Here is a 19,998-nt window from a genome sequence, read left to right on the forward strand (position 1 = left end):
CTTTGCTCACGCATAAACTCAATAAACAATTGCGATTTCAGTGGGAGGTACTTCTTGTCCGGGTAGACGAGCAGGAAATAAGCCACGTAACTTCCGTGACTTTGCCAGGGAGTTTGCGACTGTGATTACTCGCTAAGTGTCAAATCAAGATTTGCCAAGGTAGGGGCTAAGGAATTGGCTCACTTGCGCTTGGCATAGCCCCACTTCAACTGTCACACCTGCCTGTTCGAGGATAGCGATTCCTTTTCCGCTGTTTCTCGGGTCGGGGTCGAGCATGGCAACCACGACATGCCTTATCCCCGCTTCGGCCAGTGTTTTGGCGCAGGCGGGAGTCCGGCCGACAAAAGAGCACGGCTCTAGCGTAACGTAGGCTGTTACCCCTTCCATAGCGCCTGAATAGGCATTCAACGCCTCGACTTCGGCATGGTTACCCCCAATCTTCTGGGTATGGCCTTCGGCGACTATCTGGTTGCCTTTAACCAACACACAGCCAACCGGTGGGTTGGGTTGGCAGTCTGGCAAAGCTTGCTGTGATAGCTCTAGGGCGCGAAGCATGAATTTTTCAGGCATTGATTGTGTATCTCTGTAACGGGGATCAGGTGGGTATATTACCTGAACCATCAGAGAACGGGGTAATGCTAACGGGTATTAGCCAAGTTGTTCAAACAGTTCGCCAATCACTGGCAAGATAGAGAGAACCAATAAACCGGACATGGATAAATTAAACCATTTGCGGTAGGTATCATTGTTCAAATATCGCTTGAGCCATGAGCCGAAATATAGCCAGATTCCCACACTGGGAAAGGAAATAATCAAAAATGTACTGGCTAAAATCAGCGTCTGGGTGGTGAATTCACTGCCTGAAACGGTAAAAGCAGCAATGGCTCCAGTTGCAACTACCCAAGCCTTGGCATTGACCCATTGAAATAAAGCGCCGTTGAGGAAAGTCAGTGGTTCAGATTGATCTTTTGCTCCAAAACCGTCCTTTGAGCTTGAAATCAACCATGCCAAGTAGAACAAATACAATACGCCTGCAATTTTGATGATGGTGTGTAGGCGCGGGAAAAGCTCGAAAATCTGGCCGAAGCCAAAACCGACAAGTAGCAACATGAAAGAGAAGCCAACGCATATTCCGCATAATACAGGCAGGCTCTTTTTGATGCCGAAATTAAGCCCCGAGGTCATCACCAGAATGTTATTGGGACCGGGTGTTGCGGATGATACGACCGCAAATAATATTAACGAGAACAAATAGTCCATTACATCCCCACAGTTGATGATTTAATACAGGTAGGCAGTCTTTCTCTTATTTATATATAGGCAGCTACATATGTGCAATTAGTACCATTGACTTTACGGGATACTGGTTTCGATATTTAATTGCCCTTCTAGCCCAGCTTCACGGTGGATGCTCAGGGTCTTAAATTCCTCTGAAGAGGTCATATCCAGTAGGGCTTGCCTAGAAGGGTACTTTACAATGACAAAGGCATCCCATAGCTCATCCACTTCGCCTATTATTAATCCGGTTATATCCGAATAGAAAACGACTTCAGCACCGTATTTATCCAAAACTTCCAGCATAGGCTTGCCATAGAGTTTATAAGCCTCTTTACCGGTTAATGTGGTTTCACGGCCATCGGGATAAATGGCTTTTTCCTTGAACCGGAATAAATTAAGCAGGTGAATTTCGCCACTATCAGGATCATTGCTTAGCCTTTCCACCTGTGAATCAGATGGATATAGCTGATTTAGAACTTCCATATTCTCTCCAAGCTTCCAGTGATAGATTAATTGCTGGTACTTTTGCTACTAGCAAAATCTTAATATGAAGAGATGTTAAATAAAGGTAAAGTTTATTTTTTAATTGAGGCGATCTTTTTCGAATAATTAACAGCTTCAATGGCATCAAGTGGCCATATAGTGGTATGGGGTAGCTGTTACACATACGGCAATGGGCAAATCATCTATGCTTATCCTGACGTTGAGCAAATGAGGTGAGATGATGAAATCGGTGTTGTATGCAATGGTGTTATCGCTTCTGTCTTTTGCCGTCTTGGCTGAACATCATGGCAAGAAAAAACCATCGTTTGACGAGCTTGATACCAATGGGGATGGCGTGCTGTCACGAGATGAGGTGAAAGGCCCCTTGGCTGATCATTTTGATACCATTGATGCTGATGGCGATGGTGTGATTACTAAAGATGAAATGCCAGAAAAGCCTCCTAGGAAGAAGACTTACTAGCGGGGCTAAAATAGCTTATCGGAAATGCTGAGCAGCGCCATTGCCGGCGCTGCCTTTATTGTTAGAGACCCTCTAGCGCTTCCAGTGACTCGGGTAGGATTTGCCCGCCATCCACGACCATGGTCTGGCCGGTAATATACCCCGCTTCATCTGAAGCAAAGAACAGGGCGGTATTACCGATATCCTCAACATCTCCCAATCGGTTGAGCGGGATGGATGCTGCCATGGTATCGAGGTAGTCCTGCCCGAGATCCTGCAACCCTTCGGTGTAGATATTCCCCGGCATAATGGCATTGATCGTAATGCCGGAGCGAGCCAATTCAATTGCAGCAGTTTTGACAAAGCCTAGTTGACCAGCCTTAGAGGCGCCGTAGTGCGACCAACCCGGAAAACCGGTTACAGGCCCAGTAATGGAGGAGGTAACAATGATCCGGCCCTTACTTTGTTCTTTCATAAATGGGGTGACGGCTTTAACGCTCAGGAACAAGCTTTTGAGGTTGGTGTTCATTACTTCATCCCAATTTTCGGGATCCATATCGTCAAGGCTTGCTTGTGGGAAGATCCCTGCATTGGCACACAGCACATCGATACGGCCATATTTCTCCCTGACAAATTCAGCCATTTTCTGCATTTCCTGCCAGTTGCTGACATCAGCCAAGAAGTATTCAGCGTTGAATCCGTGTTGATGAAATTCAGCAATGGCCTGTTGGGCGGACTCTTCACCACGGGCGACAATAACAAGGTTGGCACCCTGACGGGCAAATACACGGGCGATCCCTTTGCCGATCCCTTTGCTTCCACCTGTGACTATGACGGTTTGCCCTTTGATTGTTTTGAGCATAATAGACTTTCTTCCCAATTAACGGTGTATAGTAAATTGGGCATGATAATGCGTAATAAGTATATTTTACTGGACTTAATTGTAAGTTTATTTATACAGCGACATTGGTTCAATTTCTCTGTAAAAAGCTGGAAAAGAAAATGATTTGCAATGATTTATGATTGGTTACAAATACAGTGAAGTTCTTGTTACTTTGCCCGCGGTATTGCCCGGCTAAAATTGTACCATGCAATTTTGGCCACAGTGCCAATTGTTAAAATGCACCGCAGGTATCAGGATTTGTCATTTTCAGCAGCAAATATATCGGTATCGCAAGGAGGCGGTGGGCACAGTAGGAGTAGATAAGTTTCTATGAAAGAACGACTTCAGCAAATATATAACCTCTCTGATGACCTGACAGAACAACTCACCCAAGCTGGCACCTTCCGCACTTTCTCGCGTGGGAAATACCTAGGTTTCCAGGGCGAAATTCCTGATGTCCTCTATCTTCCACTCGACGGTATTCTCTCGCTGCAAGCGCCTTGCGAATCTCGGGATGATTACTTTTATGCAGTGTTCTGCGCGGGGATCCCGGTTAATGATTTGTTTTTGCTCAACCCGCAGCCGCGGTTTGAATCATTAAAGGCGTTGACGGATGTTACTCTGTTGTCTGTCCCCTTCACTAAAGCCAGGGAGTTGATGGCGGACTCGTTGGAGTTTTCACATATGATGATGAAGTCAGTATCCAACAAACTCTATACTTTTGGCTGCCTTAATTATATCCAGTCGGAAAAGAACCCAGAGCAGAAGATACTCAAGTGCCTGCAACAGTTGGCGAGTCTCAACCCCAGAAACCGGGTGTACTTAAATTATCGCAATATTGCCTCCTTGATGGTTATCTCTCGTAACACCGTGGCTAAAGTGGTGAAGGATCTCCATAGCCGGGGTGTGTTGGTAGTAGAAAAAAGCTACATTACGTTTCCTGAACAGAGCGAACTGTGCCAAGCCCCCAGTCATTCGCTGTATTGAGTATGTACTTCATTTTGCTACGATCAAATAGATAATAGAGGCGAGGATGCAATATGCAACTTGAAAACAGGGCTGAACTGGAGCACTTCTGCTCATTATTGACTGAGCAGGACTACCCGAACCTGTACACGGCTTTTATGAAAAATGCTGTCGCCAAGCGTTTTGAGCCTGGAGAAGTAATAGTTTTTCAGGAAGAGATATTACAGCGTCTGGGTTACTTGAGTGCAGGCGAAGCGGAGATCCACCTTACTTCATTTGAGGGCGACACTATTATTGCTGAACGGTTTCCACCGGGCTCTTTGTTAAATGCCCCAAGGTATATCGATGGTAAAGGCTCGCCTGCTGATGTCATTGCAGTCAAACCATGTACTGTCCTTTTTCTGCCTTACAGAATGCTGAGAAGCGATTCCATCTTGGATGCAGAAACATTACGGTTGGCAGCGCATACAACGGCGGTACTGTACCGGTTGACTGAAAAAGTCTACCGGGCGGCTATGTTGCTGCCTTTGAAAGAGAGAATTATTCATCGCCTTTTTTTGCTAAAAGATGAAAATAATAGTGTAGATATTACCGCTGAAAAATTAGCAAGCTATCTTGGGGTAAGTAAATATAAAATCCACCGCTCGTTGAATGAGCTGGAAAAAGAAAGCCGGATTGTAAATACCTATGGCTCCGTAACCTTAGTTGAATGAAACTTAACTGCGCATCAGTTTTTCTTTTATTTTTATATTATCTTGATGAATAAGGATAATGTTATTTTCAAATGCCTCTTGTAGTGAAACGCTGCCGTTAATTATTGCCTGTAAACTGACATGCGTAAGCATGATGGTATTGGCAAGATCCTCCGGCGGCGTAATATCAATCTCAAGCCTACCTTCATTACTGATACCGTAACTCGACCAAATTGGCACATCTGCCAGCAGTATGTGAACCCCTTCAACCCCATGTAATTCAAGCTTTCGAGAGAATAACGTTAGCCACCAAGAAGCTCTTTGGAAGGCTGGTAAGCCTTCAAGCTGAGTGACAGGTTTGATGATGCCTGTTTGCTCGGCATACATACCAGCTAGGGTGAGCTGCATAGTGCCTGGAAGGACTGGGCTATTGTCATCGTATTCCATACTCAGATGAAATGGACATGCAAAAGTGACAGTAGAAAATATAAGGGCTGCGAAAAAATATGAGACTTTACGTTTTTTCATACATAACTTACTTCATTGCTAAATAATATTTTAGTGAAATATATCACTAAATATTGGAATGGAAATTGTACCTTGCAATATTCAACAAGAGCATGGTTGATATGCTTTGTGTGAATTGATTATTTCGAAAATGCAAGGGTAAGACTATGTATAAACTTACTTGTGTTGCAGCGTTAGTTGCAGCCGTCACATCCGCTTCAGTATTTGCCAGCACTTCACTCTCTGTGGACGCTCAAAATGTGGTGAGCCCAACCGGCGCGATTCTCGCTGAAAGTCTGAATAATAAAGATCAGCAATACACAGAAGCTGTTTATGAAGTATTGCCAGGTGTATGGTCGGTCACCGGCCTTGGCATGGATAACATTAATGTGATTGAAGGTGAAACCGGCCTCATTGTTATCGACGGTGGTATCAGCCGCGCTTATGCCCAGAAAGCCATGTCGATGCTGCCTGAGAAGGTTTCCTCCAAGCCAGTAAAAGGCTTTATCTATACCCACTGGCATTACATCTTCGGTGCTGGCGAGTGGAATGTTAGCGATGATACGGTTGTTGTTGCCCACGAGAACCATCAGAGCGAACTGACGACCTCGACAGATGCATCCTCACCAACTGCACCAGCCCGTGTCCTTCGTACTCAGATCCAGCTAGGCACCTTCTTGCCGAAAGAAGGGCAGGATTCGCCATCGGTCACTGGCCTGGTGAATGTTGATATGTCTGATATTTCTGGGTATATGGCACCTACCAAGCTGGTGGGTGATGACGAAACCGAGTTCGAAATCGATGGCGTGAAATTTGTTACTCATGCCGGTCATTCGGATACCCTGGATGGTCTGAGCATCTACATGCCAGATCAGAAGGTCAGCATCGACAACACATACTGGGCACATGGCTTGTTCAACTTCTCTACCCTGCGCGGCGACCGTTGGCGTGAAGTGGAGTTGATGACCCAGGCAACCCAGTGGCTGCTTGACCAGGATGTAGAGCATAGCCTGAAAGTGCACGGCAAGCCGGTGTCTGGTGAAATCTTCAAAGAGCAGCTGACGGCACAGATGAAGTCTATCGAACTACTGGTTTCTGAAACAGAAAAAGCCATTGGTAAAGGTATGTCACCGGATGAAATCCAATACAACGTGACGTTCCCTGAAGAGCTGGCTAACTCACCACACCTAGAGCAAAACTACGGTGAATGGAGCTTCCATACCCGCCGTTACTACAACCAAGCGATGCATTGGTTCGGTAACGACTCTGTCGACCTGCATCCGTTGGAGCGTAACGATGAAGCACGCCGGATGGTGAAGGCTATGGGTGGTGTGGATCAAGTGATCAGCCAAGCCAAGGAAGCCCACCAAGAGGGGGAATACCAATGGTCTGCACAATTGGCGACCTACGCGATCCGTGCCGGAAGTGACGAAGCCAAACAGGTGAAAGCAGACGCGCTGCGTAGCAAGGCACAGTATGCGACGGCTTCAAATACCCGTAACTGGTACCTGACCCATGCATTGGTACTGGAAGGAAAGCTTGAGCTGCCGATCGTACTGACTGGCGAATACTAATCCCTTCGACACTTTTTGATTGCATATCAAGTGATTAAATCGCAATTGTTGACATAACAAGCTCACCCATTTCGGGTGGGCTTTATGCCATCTGGACACCTTGATAAGGACACTGTTATGAAAACCCTCTTTGCTTACTATCTACACTATTCGATTATTCTCGCCCACCATGTCAAGCCATTTAGAAAGGTGCTTCAGGCAGGTAATACGCTGCTGATAAAGCTGGTTGTGCGCCAGTATGAGCGTGATGGCCTCAAAGCCTGGCAATCATTTTGGCTCCCTGCTTTTGCCAAGTTTGGTCGCTCGCGGGCGCCCTATCTTGCCAAGAAAATGGCGATTGATATCAACGACCCGAAATCACTGGGTAGCTACCACGATTTTGAAGATCCGATTCTGGGCGTTGAAGGGCATTGGGAAACAACAGAAAACGGCCATCCAGTGCGTGTTGAAACCGCCTGTGTGGTGTGTGACGCGCTAAAAGCGGCGACAGAAAACAAGCAATGCCGTGCTGACTTTTGCCGCCATGTGGTTGCGGCTATGGAGCAGAATACCGGTGAGGCGCTCAACCCTGACTACCGGGTGGAAATCCATGACTTGATGACAGAAGATGCTGAGGTGTGCCGTTTTGTCCATAAGATCGAGATAAAGTAAATATTGCTGATCTATCTAAACCTCGCTAATGCGAGGTTTTTTAGTTGTTTATACTTCAAGCGTATAGCGCAACGAGCGTTTCTCAAACCCATTCTTGGCATAAAATTCTTGGGCTTGGTAGCGACTCAGTGATGTCGTCACTTCCAATAGTTGGCAGCCATGCTTTTTAGCATGGTTTCTGGCTACTTCTATGAGCGTTGAGCCAATGCCTTTGCCGCGCTTGTCTTTCTCTGTCACTAGGGCGGTGATACGGCAGATTTGCTCGCCAGTAGGAAAATACGGAAAGATGATCAAGGCTATCAACCCAAGTAATTCATCTTCGCTATCGAAAACCATGGTTGCTTGCCTGTTGTCGTCTAGCATTGACTCGAGAATCTCAGGTGAGGTTTGGTAGCCAAGCTGAGTCAGCAATTTTCCAATCGCTGGGCCATCATCTATGTTGGCTTGTCGGATCATATCCACTCCCATTTAAGTATGACTAACCCAGCCTAGCAGAACGATATGACAAGTTTGTGGAGTGAAAACTCAAAAAAGAATAATACGAGCAGATTTAGAACTGTATATATCCAAGCGGCTTAGGGTGCCTATTGGATATATACAGTACAGGTAGGGGCGCGGCTTAAGCCACTTCGCTTGGCAGGCGGTGCTTCTCTTCTTTTAGCAAGAACTGAGACGCAGAACGGGCTTTGTCAGCATTGCCGGCCATGATGGCATCGTAGATAGAACGGTGCTCATTGATACAAACGCCACCATCTTTGGACGAGTGGTGAATGAAGCTCATGAAAATCGTCGCCATTACGTTGCCGAATGGAAGGTAGAAGTCGTTACCGGTTGAGAAGAAAATCAAACGGTGGAAGTGCATATCGACTTCTGCCCAGCGTGCTTGGTCAAAGTCATCCGCAATTTCACACATTTGCTGGAAGGTCTCTGATAGCTCGATACGCTGTTCGGCAGTGGCATTGCGTGCTGCTAGGGCACAGGCTTCTGGCTCGATGGCTTTACGCAGGCCAAGGAACTGATGGTAGAAGACTTCCGCGTTCTGCAGGCCTTCCATCCATTCTAGAAGTTGTGGATCAAGGAAGTTCCAGTTCAGGCGGTCAACAACCTTGGTACCGATTTTCGGCTTTGACTCAAGCAGGCCTTTTGACGTCAGAAGCTTAACTGCTTCACGCAGGGCGGTGCGGCTGATGCCGAATTGTTCACAGAGCGTCATTTCTCCAGGGATCACTTGGCCTTGCGCGAGCTGGCCAGAGAGAATGCGACGGGCGATTTCGCGGGCTACCTGTACATGCAGGCTGCGTTTGGATCCCGCAATCGCGGTAAAACTAGAAGACATGTTAATCCTTGGTTCAATAACAATATGTATGACTATATGACTACAGTATACTGGATTTCGTGTTTTAGCTTGAGTAGTTTTGAATTTTTCAGGCAAAAAAGCCGACTTTCGTCGGCTTTTTATCGTAATAAAATTTACCGCTAGGGGCAATTTTTAGCTGTAAAACAGTCTATCTGTAGCCGATATCCTATGAGCGAACCATTAGAAGCTGTACGTAATACCTACACGGCTACGAAGTTCGCGTTTATCACCACCTTCGTTCTCTGGGCGGCTGTAGCTAACATCACCAAACTCAACATATGGGCTCCAAGCACCTGGACGGTAACGGATGCTGATGTTGTTCTCGTAGTTGGTGTCTTTGCCGTCGTATAGCTCGTAACCTTCAGCCTTGTAGTAGTTCATTTCAAGACCGAACTGCCAATCGTTCATGCGGTAGCCAACGTTACCGGTTACACGGTGGCGTTTTTCTGTACTGTCGCCGTTGCTGTAAGTTTTAAAGTCGTGGCGGTAACGACCGCTTAAGGTTAGGCCTTCTACTTGATCAAATGCATAAGTCAGACGAACCTGTGGCTTATAGGTCATACCACCAGTTCGGCCTTCAATTGGCATACCTGGTTGCAAAGTCCAGTTGTCGTTCAGACGGAAGCGGTATCCCCAGTCAAATTCCCAACCATTGTTTTTCAGGTCTTCCATGAACTTGCCGTTTTCACCGTTGAATTTCAGCTCACCACTGAAATAAAGGTCACCAATACTTTCATTGATTTTTACACGGCTTGAGTGACGCTCAGATGAGCCGCGGTATTCATGACGGAAGTCGATAGAAGCAGCGCTGACCTGGCCCGCAATAAGAGCTGAACCAATAAGTAGCATCAGGGGAGAATGTTTGAACATAGTGTTTATTCCTGAATTGTAGGGCGTTCCCGAAAAAGTAATACAATAGTATTGTTTTGTTTTTTATCGTCAATCAGGGGTAAACGCTAATTGTGATCATGATCTATAGTGATCGGTATCACAAATAAAATTTCAAGTTTTTTAATATCAGTGGTTTAGTTGTTTTTTTAGAAGTTCTTTTTATATTTTAACTCTTGGCAATAAACGTGAAACCGATCAAAAAAAGTATGACATTTTGATTTCAGTCAATATTTATTATTAGTATAACGGTTGCTTATTTGATTTATAAGTCATTGTTTTAATGTGTTTTTATTGTTTTGTGTTACTTTTATCCTAAAATATTCGTGATCGTTATCGCGATTAATGAATATTGTAGTACAAGAAACTCGGCGAGGTTTTTATAGTATAAGCAAATTACTACTCAAAAGGACTTCAACGATGGATCTAAATACCATGATCGTCGGCATCTACTTTTTGTTTCTAATAGCAATTGGTTGGATGTTCCGAACATTTACCAATACCACCAGTGATTACTTCCGGGGGGGAGGTAGCATGCTTTGGTGGATGGTAGGTGCTTCAGCATTTATGACCCAGTTCAGTGCGTGGACCTTCACCGGTGCAGCCGGTAAAGCGTATGACGACGGTTTCGCTGTTGCGATCATCTTCCTGGCTAATGCCTTCGGTTATCTGATGAACTACCTGTACTTCGCACCGAAGTTCCGTCAGATGCGTGTGGTTACCGTAATCGAAGCCATTCGCCTACGTTTTGGTAAGCATAACGAGCAGGTATTTACCTGGTCGGGCATGCCTAACAGCGTGATCACTGCGGGTATCTGGCTAAATGGTCTGGCGATCATTGCCTCTGGTATCTTCGGCTTTGATATGACCATGACTATTATCCTGACCGGTCTGGTTGTACTGGTGATGTCGGTAACCGGTGGTTCATGGGCGGTTATCGCCTCTGACTTCATGCAGATGGTTATCATCATGGCGGTAACGGTGACTTGTACTATCGTTGCGGTTATCCAGGGCGGCGGTGTTGGCGAGATCGTTAGCAACTTCCCACTGGAAGAAGGTGCATCTTTCGTATCAGGTAACAACCTCAACTACCTAAGCATCTTTGGTATCTGGGCATTCTTCCTTTTCTTCAAGCAGTTCAGTATTACCAACAACATGCTGAACTCATACCGTTACCTAGCGGCCAAAGACTCTAAAAACGCGAAAAAAGCAGCGCTTCTTGCTTGTATCCTGATGACCATGGGTCCATTGATCTGGTTCATGCCTTCTTGGTTTATCGCAGGCCAAGGTGTTGACCTTGCAGCACAATACCCAGACGCAGGTTCTAAAGCCGGTGACTTCGCTTACCTATACTTCGTACAAGAATACATGCCAGCAGGTATGGTGGGTCTTCTGATCTCTGCTATGTTTGCCGCGACCATGTCTTCAATGGACTCGGGTCTGAACCGTAACTCAGGTATCTTCGTTAAGAACTTCTACCAACCAATCCTACGTCCTAACGCACCTGAGAAAGAGTTGGTGGTGGTATCTAAACTGACATCTACCTTCTTCGGTATCGCGATCATCCTTGTTGCCTTGTTTATCAACTCGCTGAAAGGTCTGAGCCTGTTCGACACCATGATGTATGTCGGTGCGCTGATCGGCTTCCCAATGACTATCCCTGCATTCTGTGGCTTCTTCATCAAGAAAACACCGGACTGGGCTGGCTGGGGTACCTTGGTTGTCGGTGGTATCGTTTCTTACTTTGTTGGTTTCGTTATCACAGCCGACATGGTACAGAACTGGTTCAACCTAGAGCCGCTAACTGGCCGTGAGTGGGCTGACTTGAAAGTCGCTATCGGCTTGATTGGTCACCTGATCTTCACCGCTGGCTTCTTCATCCTATCAACTGTGTTCTATAAGCCGCTATCTGAAGAGCGTCAGAAAGACGTTGATCGCTTCTTCAATAACCTGGCAACACCGTTGGTAGCAGAGTCTACTGAACAGAAGAAGCTGGATAACAAGCAGCGCCGTATGCTTGGCTCACTGATTGCTGTAGCCGGTGTTGGTGTCATGGCGATGTTTGCCCTGCCAAACCCATTCTGGGGCCGAATGATTTTCGTTCTATGTGGTGCGATTGTCCTTGGTGTCGGCTTGCTATTGGTGAAAGCGGTAGATGGCAAAGTTGAAGAAGCTGCCGAGTTGGCTACCGAGCAGGACTAAGGAGCGAGCATGTTGAAACGTACTCTTACCTCAATGGCGATTGCCGGAGCCCTGTTCGCAGCCCCAGTATTTGCCGTGGACGGTACCCCTAACACTGTATTCTTCGATGCAGACTTGATTGCCGAGAGCAAGGCGCGTATCCACAACGATACTGCGACAGAAGAGGCGCAGGCGAGCTACCAGCGCCTGTTGGATGAAGCAGAAGATGCAATGAAAGTGGGTCTGCTGTCAGTGACTGACAAGACCCTGATGCCACCAAGCGGTGACAAGCATGATTACTTCTCTATCAGCCCATACTGGTGGCCGAACGAGGAAACGGAAGATGGCCTGCCATGGGTACGTCAGGACGGTAATACCAACCCTGACTCGAAGACTGATGCTACAGACTCCGTGCGTATTGGCTTGTTTACCCGCTCGGTTCGCGCCTTGGGCGTGGCGTACTACTTCTCTGGTGAGGAAAAGTATGCCGAGCAGGCTGCAGAGATGCTGCGCCATTGGTTCATCAACCCTGAAACGCGCATGAACCCGAATATGCGCTATGCCCAGGCGGTACCGGGTGTTGATGACCAACGCCGTAGCGGGATGATTGACTCGCGCAGCTTCTCGGACCGTTTGGTTGACGCATTGGCACTGATTGAACTGTCGGAACACTGGACCGAGCAGGACGATACCGCAATGCGTGCATGGCTCGGTGACTTCCTTGATTGGTTGATCACTTCCGAGCAGGGTACTGCCGAGCACTTTGCATCGAACAACCACGGTACCTGGATGCAGGCGCAGATTGCCGGTATTGCTTACTACCTTGGTCGCGAAGACATCGCCAAGATGACGGTTGCCCAGACCAAATGGCGCATCCGTGAGCAGCTCGATAGCAAGGGCACGCAGCCAGAAGAGTTGGCGCGTACCCGTGGTTATCACTACAGCTACTTCAACCTCGATGCCATGGCCTATCTGGCACAGCTTGGCGACAAACTGGGCGTCGATATCTGGAACCACGAGTACCGTGGCCGTAGCCTGAAGTCAGCGATTGATTACGTGGCGCAATACCAGCGTATCGAAGACTGGCCGCACCCTGACAACGACGTGAAGAAGGGCCGCTTCCAGACATACCGCATGCTGACGGTGTACCGCAAGGCTGATTTGGCCTGGGGTACAGACCACTACGATCAGGTTATCGACAAAATCGGCTTTGACAATGCCGAGCTAAATAACCTGTCACAGGTTTGGGCCGAGCGGGACGCGTACCTGCTGTATCCAAAACTGTAAACCCTCTCCGTGAAACACCCGGGCGGCAATACTGCCGCCCGGTAAAAGGAAAACACCATGAAAAAACACACGCCTATCGCACTGGCTTTGCTAGCTGCGCTATCTTTCAACGCCCATGCTTCTTCACCGACGCCGGTACAACTGCCAGAAACAGCGGTTGAACAATCCATCGCTCAGGTTTCATTACAATCTTTGACGGCTGAGCAATTGGTAGCCGGCCAAAGCCGTGAGCTTGTTGATGCCAGCAAGGTTGAGGCTGCGGATAACGCTGCCGTTGAGGCGTTGAAGCAGCAGCTGGAAAATGCCAAGCCGGGTGAGGTGATCAGCATTGCCCCTGGCCGTTATGCCAACTTGGGTGTGGTTGAATTGACAGCTGATGGCATCACTGTCAAAGCCGAGCAGCCAGGCACGGTGTTGCTGACGGGCTTGGTTCAGCTTGTCGTTAAAGGCGATGATATTACTTTGGATAGCCTAGTGTTTACCGAAGGTGGCCCGGCAGAGCGTTTTGGCGGTGTGCGTCTGGAAGGTATGCGCAATACCTTACAGAACTCGACCTTCTACTACTTCAACGATGATTACGAGTACGAGCCGGACGAACGCCGCAGTGAGTACCCACGTTACCTGTGGGTGTCGCTATGGGGCAAGGATGGCAAGGTGATCAACAACCGTTTCGAGGGCAAGCATAAGCGCGGCACCTTGATCGGTATCCAGAAGAACATTGACGATAAGGCGGATAACCACCTGATCGAAGGTAATATTTTCTACTCGCAGAAAAAGAACCAGTATGACGAGCTAGCGATTGAAAAAGCGATCCGTTACAACGGTAACAGCTGGGAAGCGATCCGTATCGGTGATTCGAAGAGCAGCCAGTGGCCGTCAGCGACCCAGTTCGTCAATAACCTGCTGGTGGATTCAGACGGCGAGCGCGAGCTGATCTCAATTAAATCGGGCGAGAACCGTATTGCCGGCAACACCATCTTCGAAAGTGCATCGATGATTTCCCTGCGTCACGGCAAGGCGAACGTGGTGGAAAACAATGTGATCATCGGCAACAACAAGCAAGATACCGGTGGTATCCGTATCTACGATGAAGATCATGTGGTTCGCAACAACTACTTAGTTGGCCTTCGTGGTTCAGGCGGTCAGATCGCCGGTAATGCCGATGTCCGTGGTGGCGTGGTGATCAACACCGGTATCATCGATGTGAAGAACAACGAACAGCTCGATCAGGAAGTGAAGGGCAAAGAACTCAACAAGCAGTGGACGCCGAAAAACGTCACGGTGGAAAACAACACCATGGTTGATGTGGAGTTCGGTATGGTACACGGCAACCAGGGCCACCGTGTCAGCCTGTTCGATAACAGTGAGGTAGAGACTATCTTCACTGGTGACGAGATCACCTTTAGCAGTAATGTGGTGTTCAACCTGGACGAAACATTGCAGGCATTGCGTGCAGACCCTGCGACTCCGTTGACCAACCCGACATACAGCGGTGAGGTTTACTACGGTCAGGTACACGGTGTTGACGGGGTGCCGGCAGGCGTTTCCCAGCAAAAACCAACCTACACCAAGGTGGGCGATTTTTACCAGTTTGCGGAAGGTGGTGCCGATGTATCGAAACTGCATGTGCTGACGGCTGACGAAATCGGCCCTAGCTACCGTTTGCAGGTTGCACCGAAGAGCTAGTTCTACATTTTGCTAGTTTGACATTTTGTTAATTGTCGTATTTTGCCCGGGTACATTCCAAGGTTGTGCCCGGGCTTTTTTTTGTTAGTAGTTCTTGATAATGACCGGCTCATGGTCGCTGTCGGTGTAGATTGTCATATCTACCTTGTTGCCATCAATCTGGTAATAGGTGGTGGTCACCGTGCCCATCAACTCGCCGCGACCTTTCCATAGAGGTTTACTATGCATCGCTGCAACGGCCTCGTCCTGTGTCGTTTTTGCCGTGGCACTGGCCATGAACTCGTCCAATGCGGCCTGGCGATCCAGCGTCTTGGCAGCGAATTTGCTGTCTACGAAGTTGTGCTCGACAAACTTCGAGTGGTTGGCATGTGATTGTTTCTGGTTATAGCTGTATGAGTAACGTGCTTTGTAGCCATTTTCTACGTTCAGTGCCTCGCCGTCAGGGGCCAGCATTACGTAGGAGAAATACGCCGAGTATTTACCCGGGCCGCTGCGGTACATATCAAGCAACTCTTCAGGACTGGTTGCATTGTAGGCATCCCATGACAGCACGTAGCTTGGCGCATTGCCCTTGAGGATATCGCCACCGTCTTTTTCACGGTAGGTGCCTTCGTCTGCCATGGTGTTCATTAGCAGGGGTTGGCCGCCTTTGGCAATACCGCCGTAAGGGATCAAGCCGGCCCAGGTTTGGATGACCTTGGTTTTGCCATTTTCGTCGGTGTGGTTAAGGACAATCAGGCCTTCATAGTTCACCGCCATGTAGTCGAAGTTTGCGACACCCCAGCCTTTGCCCTTGCCATCTGTCATACCCATTACCGAACACTTCGCCGGCGCTTCGGCCTGCAAGAAGCCAATCCCACCGTTGCGCTGCGACTCAAGGATAGCTTCATCACTCATACCCACTGCGAGCAGGAATGACGGTGGCAAGTTAAGGGATTCAGACAGCCCTTTGATGTAAGAGGCGGCCTCTGGTGATTGTTGTTGCAGGTTCTCGAAAACCTGCTCACCATCATAGCTTTTTCCAAGGCTTGCCACGTTGAGGCCCGGCAGCATCACGCCCAGTGTGTCATCAAAACGTGCAATAGAATCAAGGATATCATCTTTGGCTACATCACCGACATGCTTGCCAAGCTCATAGGTACTACCGGTAAATTTCACTTCGGCAATCTGGTCTGTGTGCTGAATAAGTTCAGCATTTACGCCTGCACTGAGTAACGCGATGAGTGAAGCAAACAATGTCTTTTTCATGTCAAAAGCCCTAAATAGCATGATTCCAGAATATGGGTAAGCGACAATCCGCTTTGATGGAATATATATTAGGTTTGATGTTGAACCTTGTAAAGGGTTTTGTTTTACATTAAACCTTGTATTCAGGATGTGTACAGCAGCCTTCAACCCCGAACTCAATCTGAATCAGGCCCCGAAAAGTACAAGTGATTGGATTTTCTGTCTATGTCGCTTTGGCTTGGGCTGGTTAACAATAACTACATGCTCAACGCAATACAAAATCAACAGCATCCAATATCAATAAATCAGCTCTAGGAAGGAACGAACTATGCCTATTCAACAACAGTTTCGCGATGCCATGTCTAACCTTGCTGCCGCCGTTAATGTGGTGACCTCTGGAGGTGAAGCGGGCACCGTTGGCCTGACAGCGACAGCCGTATGCTCGGTAACCGATAGTCCAGCTACGGTGTTGGTGTGTGTAAACCGCAATAGTGCCTCCAACCAGATATTCAAGGACAATGGCCGTATCTGCGTGAATGTTTGTGCTGCCGAGCATAAGGAAATGTCGATGCATTTTGCCGGTATGACAGGCATGGCGATGGAAGACCGCTTCCAACTGCCGGGTTGGGAGTTCAACCAGCATGGCGTGCCAATTTTGACGGATTCACTGGCAACACTGGAGGGTAAAATAGCCTCTGTAAGCGAAGTGGGTACTCACAGTGTGTTCCTTGTTGAAGTTGAGTCTATCACCACTACCGAGAGCGATGCGCTGGTGTACTTCTCGCGTGAGTTCAAATCTGTCGAAGCGACAAGGAAGATGCCGGAAGTGGCTTAAAAGTACCAGCTTGTTAGTTTTGTCTGTATTAGATAGGCCGCCAATGCTTCCGCTATGAAGCTTTGGCGGTCTTTTTGCGCTTAGAATTTCAAGCCAAAAGTGACACCAATTTGGTCTGGTTCGTAGCGGTAAGGCCCAACATCAAATTTCAGGACTTCGTTGGAGACATTGATGTAGAACATATCTGCTGTGAGACGTACGCCGATACCGTAATAGGTGTTGGTATCAGAGTAATTGGTGGAGTAACAATTTTTACTTGAACACCATCTGTCATCTTCTGTTGTACGGTGGAATCCCAGCGAAACATAAGGCTTGAGTGATACTGTCGGGCTTAGCGGGAAAGCATAGCCCAGATCCGTGCCAAACTTCACTGTACTGTAATCTACCGAGCCACGGTAGTAGTCATATCCGGATTCTTCATAGGACAGGTTGAAACCGACAATGCGGTTGAAATCGTAACCCCCTTCTAGCTTGAAGCCGGTGTCGGTGTCGATGTAACGATCAGACAGATAAGATATCCCCAAGCCAACCCGCGGCCCCTGGTAAGCGTTAGGACCGCCATGATGGTAATGGTGGTGGGTATGGTGCTGGTTGGCGCTGGCGACCATTGGTGCTGTAGTTAGCAGGGTTAAGGCTGCGGTTGCGAGTAACTTTTTCATTGTCTGCCTTACTGTGGAATTGGGAAGCGGGCAGATTATGGCGATCAAGTTTGGGGTTGTAATTAGCCTGATGGGTGAAATAACAGAAAGCTGACAAAAGGCGTCATTTTCAAAGCATTTGGCTGCTAAATGGCGTCAAATGTAAGCAGTTGTTGCTAGTTTATCTGGCGTTATTCTGCTTTCCGGTAACACATGAACTGCTAAGCGGGCATGAAGTACAGCGAGGGGTTTTGTTGCAAAATTGCTGGCCATGTTCGACCATCAGCCCGTGGTAAAAAGCATAGCGCTTGGTATCTGCCGGTATGGCTTGCTCAACCAGTAGCCTGAACTTTTCATAGCTTTTTGGCACTTCAAGCCCGTTACGTTCGAATATCCGCCGGGCATAGGCGTCGATGACAAAAGAGGGCTTGCCGATGGCATAAACCAAGATGGCATCGGCGGTTTCCCCACCCACGCCCTTTATGGCTAATAGCTCCTTTCTGAGCGTTGAGAGCTCAATGGCTCTAACTTGTTTGATATCGTACTGATAATTTTTAAACCACTCCGTTAACGCTTTGAGTTTGATCGCTTTTTGATTGAAGTACCCGCTGGGCCTGATTGTCAGCGCCAGTTCATCGAGAGGAAGCTGTTCAATTAGCTGCGGATCATTGGCGGCCTTGCCAAGATTATTTAATGCCTTATCGGCGTTTTTCCAATTGGTATTCTGGACGAGGATAGTGCCCAACATGGTTTGGTAGGGTGGGGTATCCGGCCACCAATCGAAATAGCCATAATGGTTCTCTAAACTGGAGAAGACGGTTTTTATCAGGCGTGTTTGGCCTAAGACATCATTAGAAAGCGTGCCCATTGATTATATTTCTGCCCTGTTTCATGCCCGAAATCAGCGTAGCCTATCCATTCACCTCTGTCACAAGGCTTTGTCATAAACTTCAGATTGCTTATGCCGTGTGTGGTCGATAAGAGGAGGAGCCGGAACGCCTGAACAGTTGACGACGGTATTTCTACCTGCTTGCTTGGCCTGATATAGGGCTTGGTCTGCCCTTGAGACGACTTGTTCCCAACTTTCACCGTCGCGAAGGGTGGCGACACCAAAACTGGAGGTTAATACAAAGTTTTTAATTACCCCACCTATGGAAATATTAACCCTTAGCGAGTCAGCAAGCTTGCTGGCATCTTCCGTGTTGGTTTTGGGGAGTATAATTAATATCTCATCCCCGCCAAAACGGTAGGCCGAATAGGTGTTTCGAGTTTGCGCTCTGATGATTTGGGCGACGCGCTTGATTGCTTCATCTCCAGCCAAATGACCATGCTTATCATTAATCGTTTTGAAGTTATCAATATCAGTCATGATGATACTCAGTGGCTGCACTGTATTTAACTTAGCCATTAATTTGGGCAGTTTTCTCTCTAAGGCATGGCGATTGTAGAGTTGGGTAAGCGGGTCCCGCCGGGAAAGGTCATGGATGGATTTGACCAAGCGGGCGTTGATCATCCATAACATGCTGAAGCTCATCGCAACGACTAAAACAATACTGAATAAGAAAGTGAGTTGGTGGATCATTCCCGCATACATAAAGCTATGTAATTCTGCTGAAGATAAGGTCCAAATAACTCTTAAAGCCATGAATGAGCTATAGAGGAATAAGGACGCCGACATCATCCAAACCGCGCTCTTTAAGTCTTTGTGCTTTCCGTTGATGGCAGCAAATGCCGAGAGCAATGTGGTGACAGCCAGAAAAACACTGACAACGATAATCCGTGCCTTTATCGACGGTGAGACATGTGAGAAATAATAAAATAGCCAGATAGAGAGCGGGATGCAGATATAGGTAAATACGGTATATCTCAGTGAACACTTCCTGAAAAGGCAAAGGCTATGCAGAACTAACTGAAAGCCTAACAGAATGATGGTATTGGCAAGCACAATGCTAAACCAGTCTGGTGTTGTCCCTCTCATACCAAGGAAAAAAGGACCGACGCCAATAAACAAAAGGGATAATGCAAATAGCTCCAGTCCGGGTATTTGTTTTTGGGAGCGCTGATAGAAAAGAAACCCAATACTGTAGATACAAGAAAACAGGATGATAATAAAGTTGAGGGTTCTTATATCGAGAGTAAAAATGTCCATGTTTAATACCCGCCCTTTGTAATGTCACAAAGTGCTGGGAGCTTTATCCTACTAAAGTGGTAACTGAATAATAGATTATTGTTAACACTATTCTCAATAACGCACTGTGAACTGAGAATGTAATCACATTACATTGCTTCTAAATGATGTGGTTTTTGGAGTGTGTGGAATATCCAAGTAACGCTAAGTTACTTGGGTATTCTACAAAGGTGCTATTTATGGGGAGAAATATCATTGCGGTTTGGCATGGATATCA

General features: G+C 47.5%; 21 protein-coding genes. 9 read left to right on the forward strand and 12 right to left on the reverse strand.

Annotation, left to right across the window (positions count from 1 at the left end; translation table 11 throughout):
- Window positions 1–144: 144 nt before the first annotated feature.
- From C9J01_RS17735 to C9J01_RS17745, 3 genes are all read right to left on the reverse strand, one after another.
- Window positions 145–570: a bifunctional diaminohydroxyphosphoribosylaminopyrimidine deaminase/5-amino-6-(5-phosphoribosylamino)uracil reductase RibD gene (locus tag C9J01_RS17735; RefSeq protein WP_107299476.1), complete on the reverse strand. Its 426-nt coding sequence runs from the start codon at window positions 568–570 to the stop codon at window positions 145–147.
- A 78-nt stretch (window positions 571–648) separates the two neighbouring features.
- The gene (locus C9J01_RS17740; RefSeq protein ID WP_107299477.1) at window positions 649–1,260 is read right to left on the reverse strand and encodes a LysE family translocator; all 612 of its coding nucleotides are present in this window, start codon (window positions 1,258–1,260) and stop codon (window positions 649–651) included.
- A gap of 93 nt (window positions 1,261–1,353) precedes the next feature.
- Window positions 1,354–1,761, reverse strand: coding sequence for a DUF1330 domain-containing protein (locus tag C9J01_RS17745; RefSeq protein WP_107299478.1), 408 nt, complete (start codon window positions 1,759–1,761; stop codon window positions 1,354–1,356).
- Between the two features lie 238 nt (window positions 1,762–1,999).
- On the opposite strand from C9J01_RS17745, the gene C9J01_RS17750 reads away from it, so the two are divergent.
- Window positions 2,000–2,242 carry an EF-hand domain-containing protein gene (locus tag C9J01_RS17750; RefSeq protein ID WP_107299479.1) on the forward strand — a complete coding sequence of 81 codons (243 nt, stop codon included), beginning with the start codon at window positions 2,000–2,002 and terminating at the stop codon, window positions 2,240–2,242.
- A 61-nt stretch (window positions 2,243–2,303) separates the two neighbouring features.
- Here the strand turns inward: C9J01_RS17750 and fabG are convergent, their stop codons facing one another.
- Window positions 2,304–3,083, reverse strand: coding sequence for a 3-oxoacyl-ACP reductase FabG (fabG, locus tag C9J01_RS17755; RefSeq protein ID WP_107299480.1), 780 nt, complete (start codon window positions 3,081–3,083; stop codon window positions 2,304–2,306).
- A gap of 351 nt (window positions 3,084–3,434) precedes the next feature.
- Between fabG and C9J01_RS17760 the strand changes: the two genes are divergently transcribed.
- On the forward strand, window positions 3,435–4,091 hold the full coding sequence (locus C9J01_RS17760) for a Crp/Fnr family transcriptional regulator (RefSeq protein WP_107299481.1): 657 nt from the start codon (window positions 3,435–3,437) through the stop codon (window positions 4,089–4,091).
- A 53-nt stretch (window positions 4,092–4,144) separates the two neighbouring features.
- Window positions 4,145–4,783, forward strand: a complete 639-nt coding sequence (locus C9J01_RS17765) for a Crp/Fnr family transcriptional regulator (RefSeq protein WP_107299482.1) — start codon at window positions 4,145–4,147, stop codon at window positions 4,781–4,783.
- Between the two features lie 3 nt (window positions 4,784–4,786).
- Here C9J01_RS17765 and C9J01_RS17770 read toward each other — a convergent pair whose 3' ends face one another.
- The gene (locus tag C9J01_RS17770) at window positions 4,787–5,290 is read right to left on the reverse strand and encodes a hypothetical protein (RefSeq protein ID WP_146157092.1); all 504 of its coding nucleotides are present in this window, start codon (window positions 5,288–5,290) and stop codon (window positions 4,787–4,789) included.
- A 146-nt stretch (window positions 5,291–5,436) separates the two neighbouring features.
- Between C9J01_RS17770 and C9J01_RS17775 the strand changes: the two genes are divergently transcribed.
- On the forward strand, window positions 5,437–6,843 hold the full coding sequence (locus tag C9J01_RS17775) for an alkyl sulfatase dimerization domain-containing protein (RefSeq protein WP_107299484.1): 1,407 nt from the start codon (window positions 5,437–5,439) through the stop codon (window positions 6,841–6,843).
- A gap of 117 nt (window positions 6,844–6,960) precedes the next feature.
- Window positions 6,961–7,494, forward strand: coding sequence for a hypothetical protein (locus C9J01_RS17780; protein ID WP_107299485.1), 534 nt, complete (start codon window positions 6,961–6,963; stop codon window positions 7,492–7,494).
- Window positions 7,495–7,542: 48 nt separating this feature from the next.
- On the opposite strand, the gene C9J01_RS17785 is transcribed toward C9J01_RS17780, so the two are convergent.
- From C9J01_RS17785 to C9J01_RS17795, 3 genes are all read right to left on the reverse strand, one after another.
- Window positions 7,543–7,950, reverse strand: a complete 408-nt coding sequence (locus C9J01_RS17785) for a GNAT family N-acetyltransferase (RefSeq protein WP_158264558.1) — start codon at window positions 7,948–7,950, stop codon at window positions 7,543–7,545.
- A gap of 163 nt (window positions 7,951–8,113) precedes the next feature.
- The gene (locus tag C9J01_RS17790; protein ID WP_107299487.1) at window positions 8,114–8,830 is read right to left on the reverse strand and encodes a FadR/GntR family transcriptional regulator; all 717 of its coding nucleotides are present in this window, start codon (window positions 8,828–8,830) and stop codon (window positions 8,114–8,116) included.
- 201 nt (window positions 8,831–9,031) lie between these two features.
- Entirely contained in the window at window positions 9,032–9,721 is a 690-nt protein-coding gene (locus C9J01_RS17795; RefSeq protein WP_107299488.1) for an oligogalacturonate-specific porin KdgM family protein, read from the reverse strand.
- Between the two features lie 438 nt (window positions 9,722–10,159).
- Between C9J01_RS17795 and C9J01_RS17800 the strand changes: the two genes are divergently transcribed.
- From C9J01_RS17800 to C9J01_RS17810, 3 genes are read left to right on the forward strand one after another with little or no spacing between them, the layout of a single operon-like run.
- Window positions 10,160–11,941, forward strand: a complete 1,782-nt coding sequence (locus C9J01_RS17800; protein WP_107299489.1) for a sodium:solute symporter family protein — start codon at window positions 10,160–10,162, stop codon at window positions 11,939–11,941.
- A gap of 9 nt (window positions 11,942–11,950) precedes the next feature.
- Window positions 11,951–13,207, forward strand: a complete 1,257-nt coding sequence (locus C9J01_RS17805; protein ID WP_107299490.1) for an alginate lyase family protein — start codon at window positions 11,951–11,953, stop codon at window positions 13,205–13,207.
- Between the two features lie 57 nt (window positions 13,208–13,264).
- Window positions 13,265–14,893, forward strand: coding sequence for a polysaccharide lyase 6 family protein (locus C9J01_RS17810; protein ID WP_107299491.1), 1,629 nt, complete (start codon window positions 13,265–13,267; stop codon window positions 14,891–14,893).
- An 84-nt stretch (window positions 14,894–14,977) separates the two neighbouring features.
- Here C9J01_RS17810 and C9J01_RS17815 read toward each other — a convergent pair whose 3' ends face one another.
- Window positions 14,978–16,141, reverse strand: coding sequence for a C45 family autoproteolytic acyltransferase/hydrolase (locus C9J01_RS17815; protein ID WP_107299540.1), 1,164 nt, complete (start codon window positions 16,139–16,141; stop codon window positions 14,978–14,980).
- A gap of 307 nt (window positions 16,142–16,448) precedes the next feature.
- Here C9J01_RS17815 and hpaC point away from each other — a divergent pair, with 307 nt between their 5' ends.
- Window positions 16,449–16,955 (forward strand): 4-hydroxyphenylacetate 3-monooxygenase, reductase component, encoded by a 507-nt coding sequence (hpaC, locus tag C9J01_RS17820; protein ID WP_107299492.1) that lies wholly within the window; start codon window positions 16,449–16,451, stop codon window positions 16,953–16,955.
- Between the two features lie 80 nt (window positions 16,956–17,035).
- Here hpaC and C9J01_RS17825 read toward each other — a convergent pair whose 3' ends face one another.
- The 3 genes from C9J01_RS17825 to C9J01_RS17835 form a co-directional block, all read right to left on the reverse strand.
- Window positions 17,036–17,614 (reverse strand): outer membrane beta-barrel protein, encoded by a 579-nt coding sequence (locus tag C9J01_RS17825; RefSeq protein ID WP_107299493.1) that lies wholly within the window; start codon window positions 17,612–17,614, stop codon window positions 17,036–17,038.
- Between the two features lie 160 nt (window positions 17,615–17,774).
- Window positions 17,775–18,461, reverse strand: coding sequence for an endonuclease III domain-containing protein (locus C9J01_RS17830; RefSeq protein ID WP_107299494.1), 687 nt, complete (start codon window positions 18,459–18,461; stop codon window positions 17,775–17,777).
- A gap of 60 nt (window positions 18,462–18,521) precedes the next feature.
- Window positions 18,522–19,742 (reverse strand): GGDEF domain-containing protein, encoded by a 1,221-nt coding sequence (locus tag C9J01_RS17835; RefSeq protein ID WP_107299495.1) that lies wholly within the window; start codon window positions 19,740–19,742, stop codon window positions 18,522–18,524.
- Between the last annotated feature and the right edge of the window lie 256 nt (window positions 19,743–19,998).

The organism is Photobacterium rosenbergii, assembly GCF_003026455.1.
In the GTDB taxonomy this organism is placed as follows: domain Bacteria; phylum Pseudomonadota; class Gammaproteobacteria; order Enterobacterales; family Vibrionaceae; genus Photobacterium; species Photobacterium rosenbergii.

Excerpts from the sequence above, each read along its gene's own strand:
- C9J01_RS17735 (WP_107299476.1), bottom strand. The coding sequence starts at position 570 with ATGCCTGAAAAATTCATGCTTCGCGCCCTAGAGCTATCACAGCAAGCT.
- C9J01_RS17740 (WP_107299477.1), bottom strand. The coding sequence starts at position 1,260 with ATGGACTATTTGTTCTCGTTAATATTATTTGCGGTCGTATCATCCGCA.
- C9J01_RS17745 (WP_107299478.1), bottom strand. The coding sequence starts at position 1,761 with ATGGAAGTTCTAAATCAGCTATATCCATCTGATTCACAGGTGGAAAGG.
- C9J01_RS17750 (WP_107299479.1), top strand. The coding sequence starts at position 2,000 with ATGATGAAATCGGTGTTGTATGCAATGGTGTTATCGCTTCTGTCTTTT.
- fabG (WP_107299480.1), bottom strand. The coding sequence starts at position 3,083 with ATGCTCAAAACAATCAAAGGGCAAACCGTCATAGTCACAGGTGGAAGC.
- C9J01_RS17760 (WP_107299481.1), top strand. The coding sequence starts at position 3,435 with ATGAAAGAACGACTTCAGCAAATATATAACCTCTCTGATGACCTGACA.
- C9J01_RS17765 (WP_107299482.1), top strand. The coding sequence starts at position 4,145 with ATGCAACTTGAAAACAGGGCTGAACTGGAGCACTTCTGCTCATTATTG.
- C9J01_RS17770 (WP_146157092.1), bottom strand. The coding sequence starts at position 5,290 with ATGAAAAAACGTAAAGTCTCATATTTTTTCGCAGCCCTTATATTTTCT.
- C9J01_RS17775 (WP_107299484.1), top strand. The coding sequence starts at position 5,437 with ATGTATAAACTTACTTGTGTTGCAGCGTTAGTTGCAGCCGTCACATCC.
- C9J01_RS17780 (WP_107299485.1), top strand. The coding sequence starts at position 6,961 with ATGAAAACCCTCTTTGCTTACTATCTACACTATTCGATTATTCTCGCC.
- C9J01_RS17785 (WP_158264558.1), bottom strand. The coding sequence starts at position 7,950 with ATGATCCGACAAGCCAACATAGATGATGGCCCAGCGATTGGAAAATTG.
- C9J01_RS17790 (WP_107299487.1), bottom strand. The coding sequence starts at position 8,830 with ATGTCTTCTAGTTTTACCGCGATTGCGGGATCCAAACGCAGCCTGCAT.
- C9J01_RS17795 (WP_107299488.1), bottom strand. The coding sequence starts at position 9,721 with ATGTTCAAACATTCTCCCCTGATGCTACTTATTGGTTCAGCTCTTATT.
- C9J01_RS17800 (WP_107299489.1), top strand. The coding sequence starts at position 10,160 with ATGGATCTAAATACCATGATCGTCGGCATCTACTTTTTGTTTCTAATA.
- C9J01_RS17805 (WP_107299490.1), top strand. The coding sequence starts at position 11,951 with ATGTTGAAACGTACTCTTACCTCAATGGCGATTGCCGGAGCCCTGTTC.
- C9J01_RS17810 (WP_107299491.1), top strand. The coding sequence starts at position 13,265 with ATGAAAAAACACACGCCTATCGCACTGGCTTTGCTAGCTGCGCTATCT.
- C9J01_RS17815 (WP_107299540.1), bottom strand. The coding sequence starts at position 16,141 with ATGAAAAAGACATTGTTTGCTTCACTCATCGCGTTACTCAGTGCAGGC.
- hpaC (WP_107299492.1), top strand. The coding sequence starts at position 16,449 with ATGCCTATTCAACAACAGTTTCGCGATGCCATGTCTAACCTTGCTGCC.
- C9J01_RS17825 (WP_107299493.1), bottom strand. The coding sequence starts at position 17,614 with ATGAAAAAGTTACTCGCAACCGCAGCCTTAACCCTGCTAACTACAGCA.
- C9J01_RS17830 (WP_107299494.1), bottom strand. The coding sequence starts at position 18,461 with ATGGGCACGCTTTCTAATGATGTCTTAGGCCAAACACGCCTGATAAAA.
- C9J01_RS17835 (WP_107299495.1), bottom strand. The coding sequence starts at position 19,742 with ATGGACATTTTTACTCTCGATATAAGAACCCTCAACTTTATTATCATC.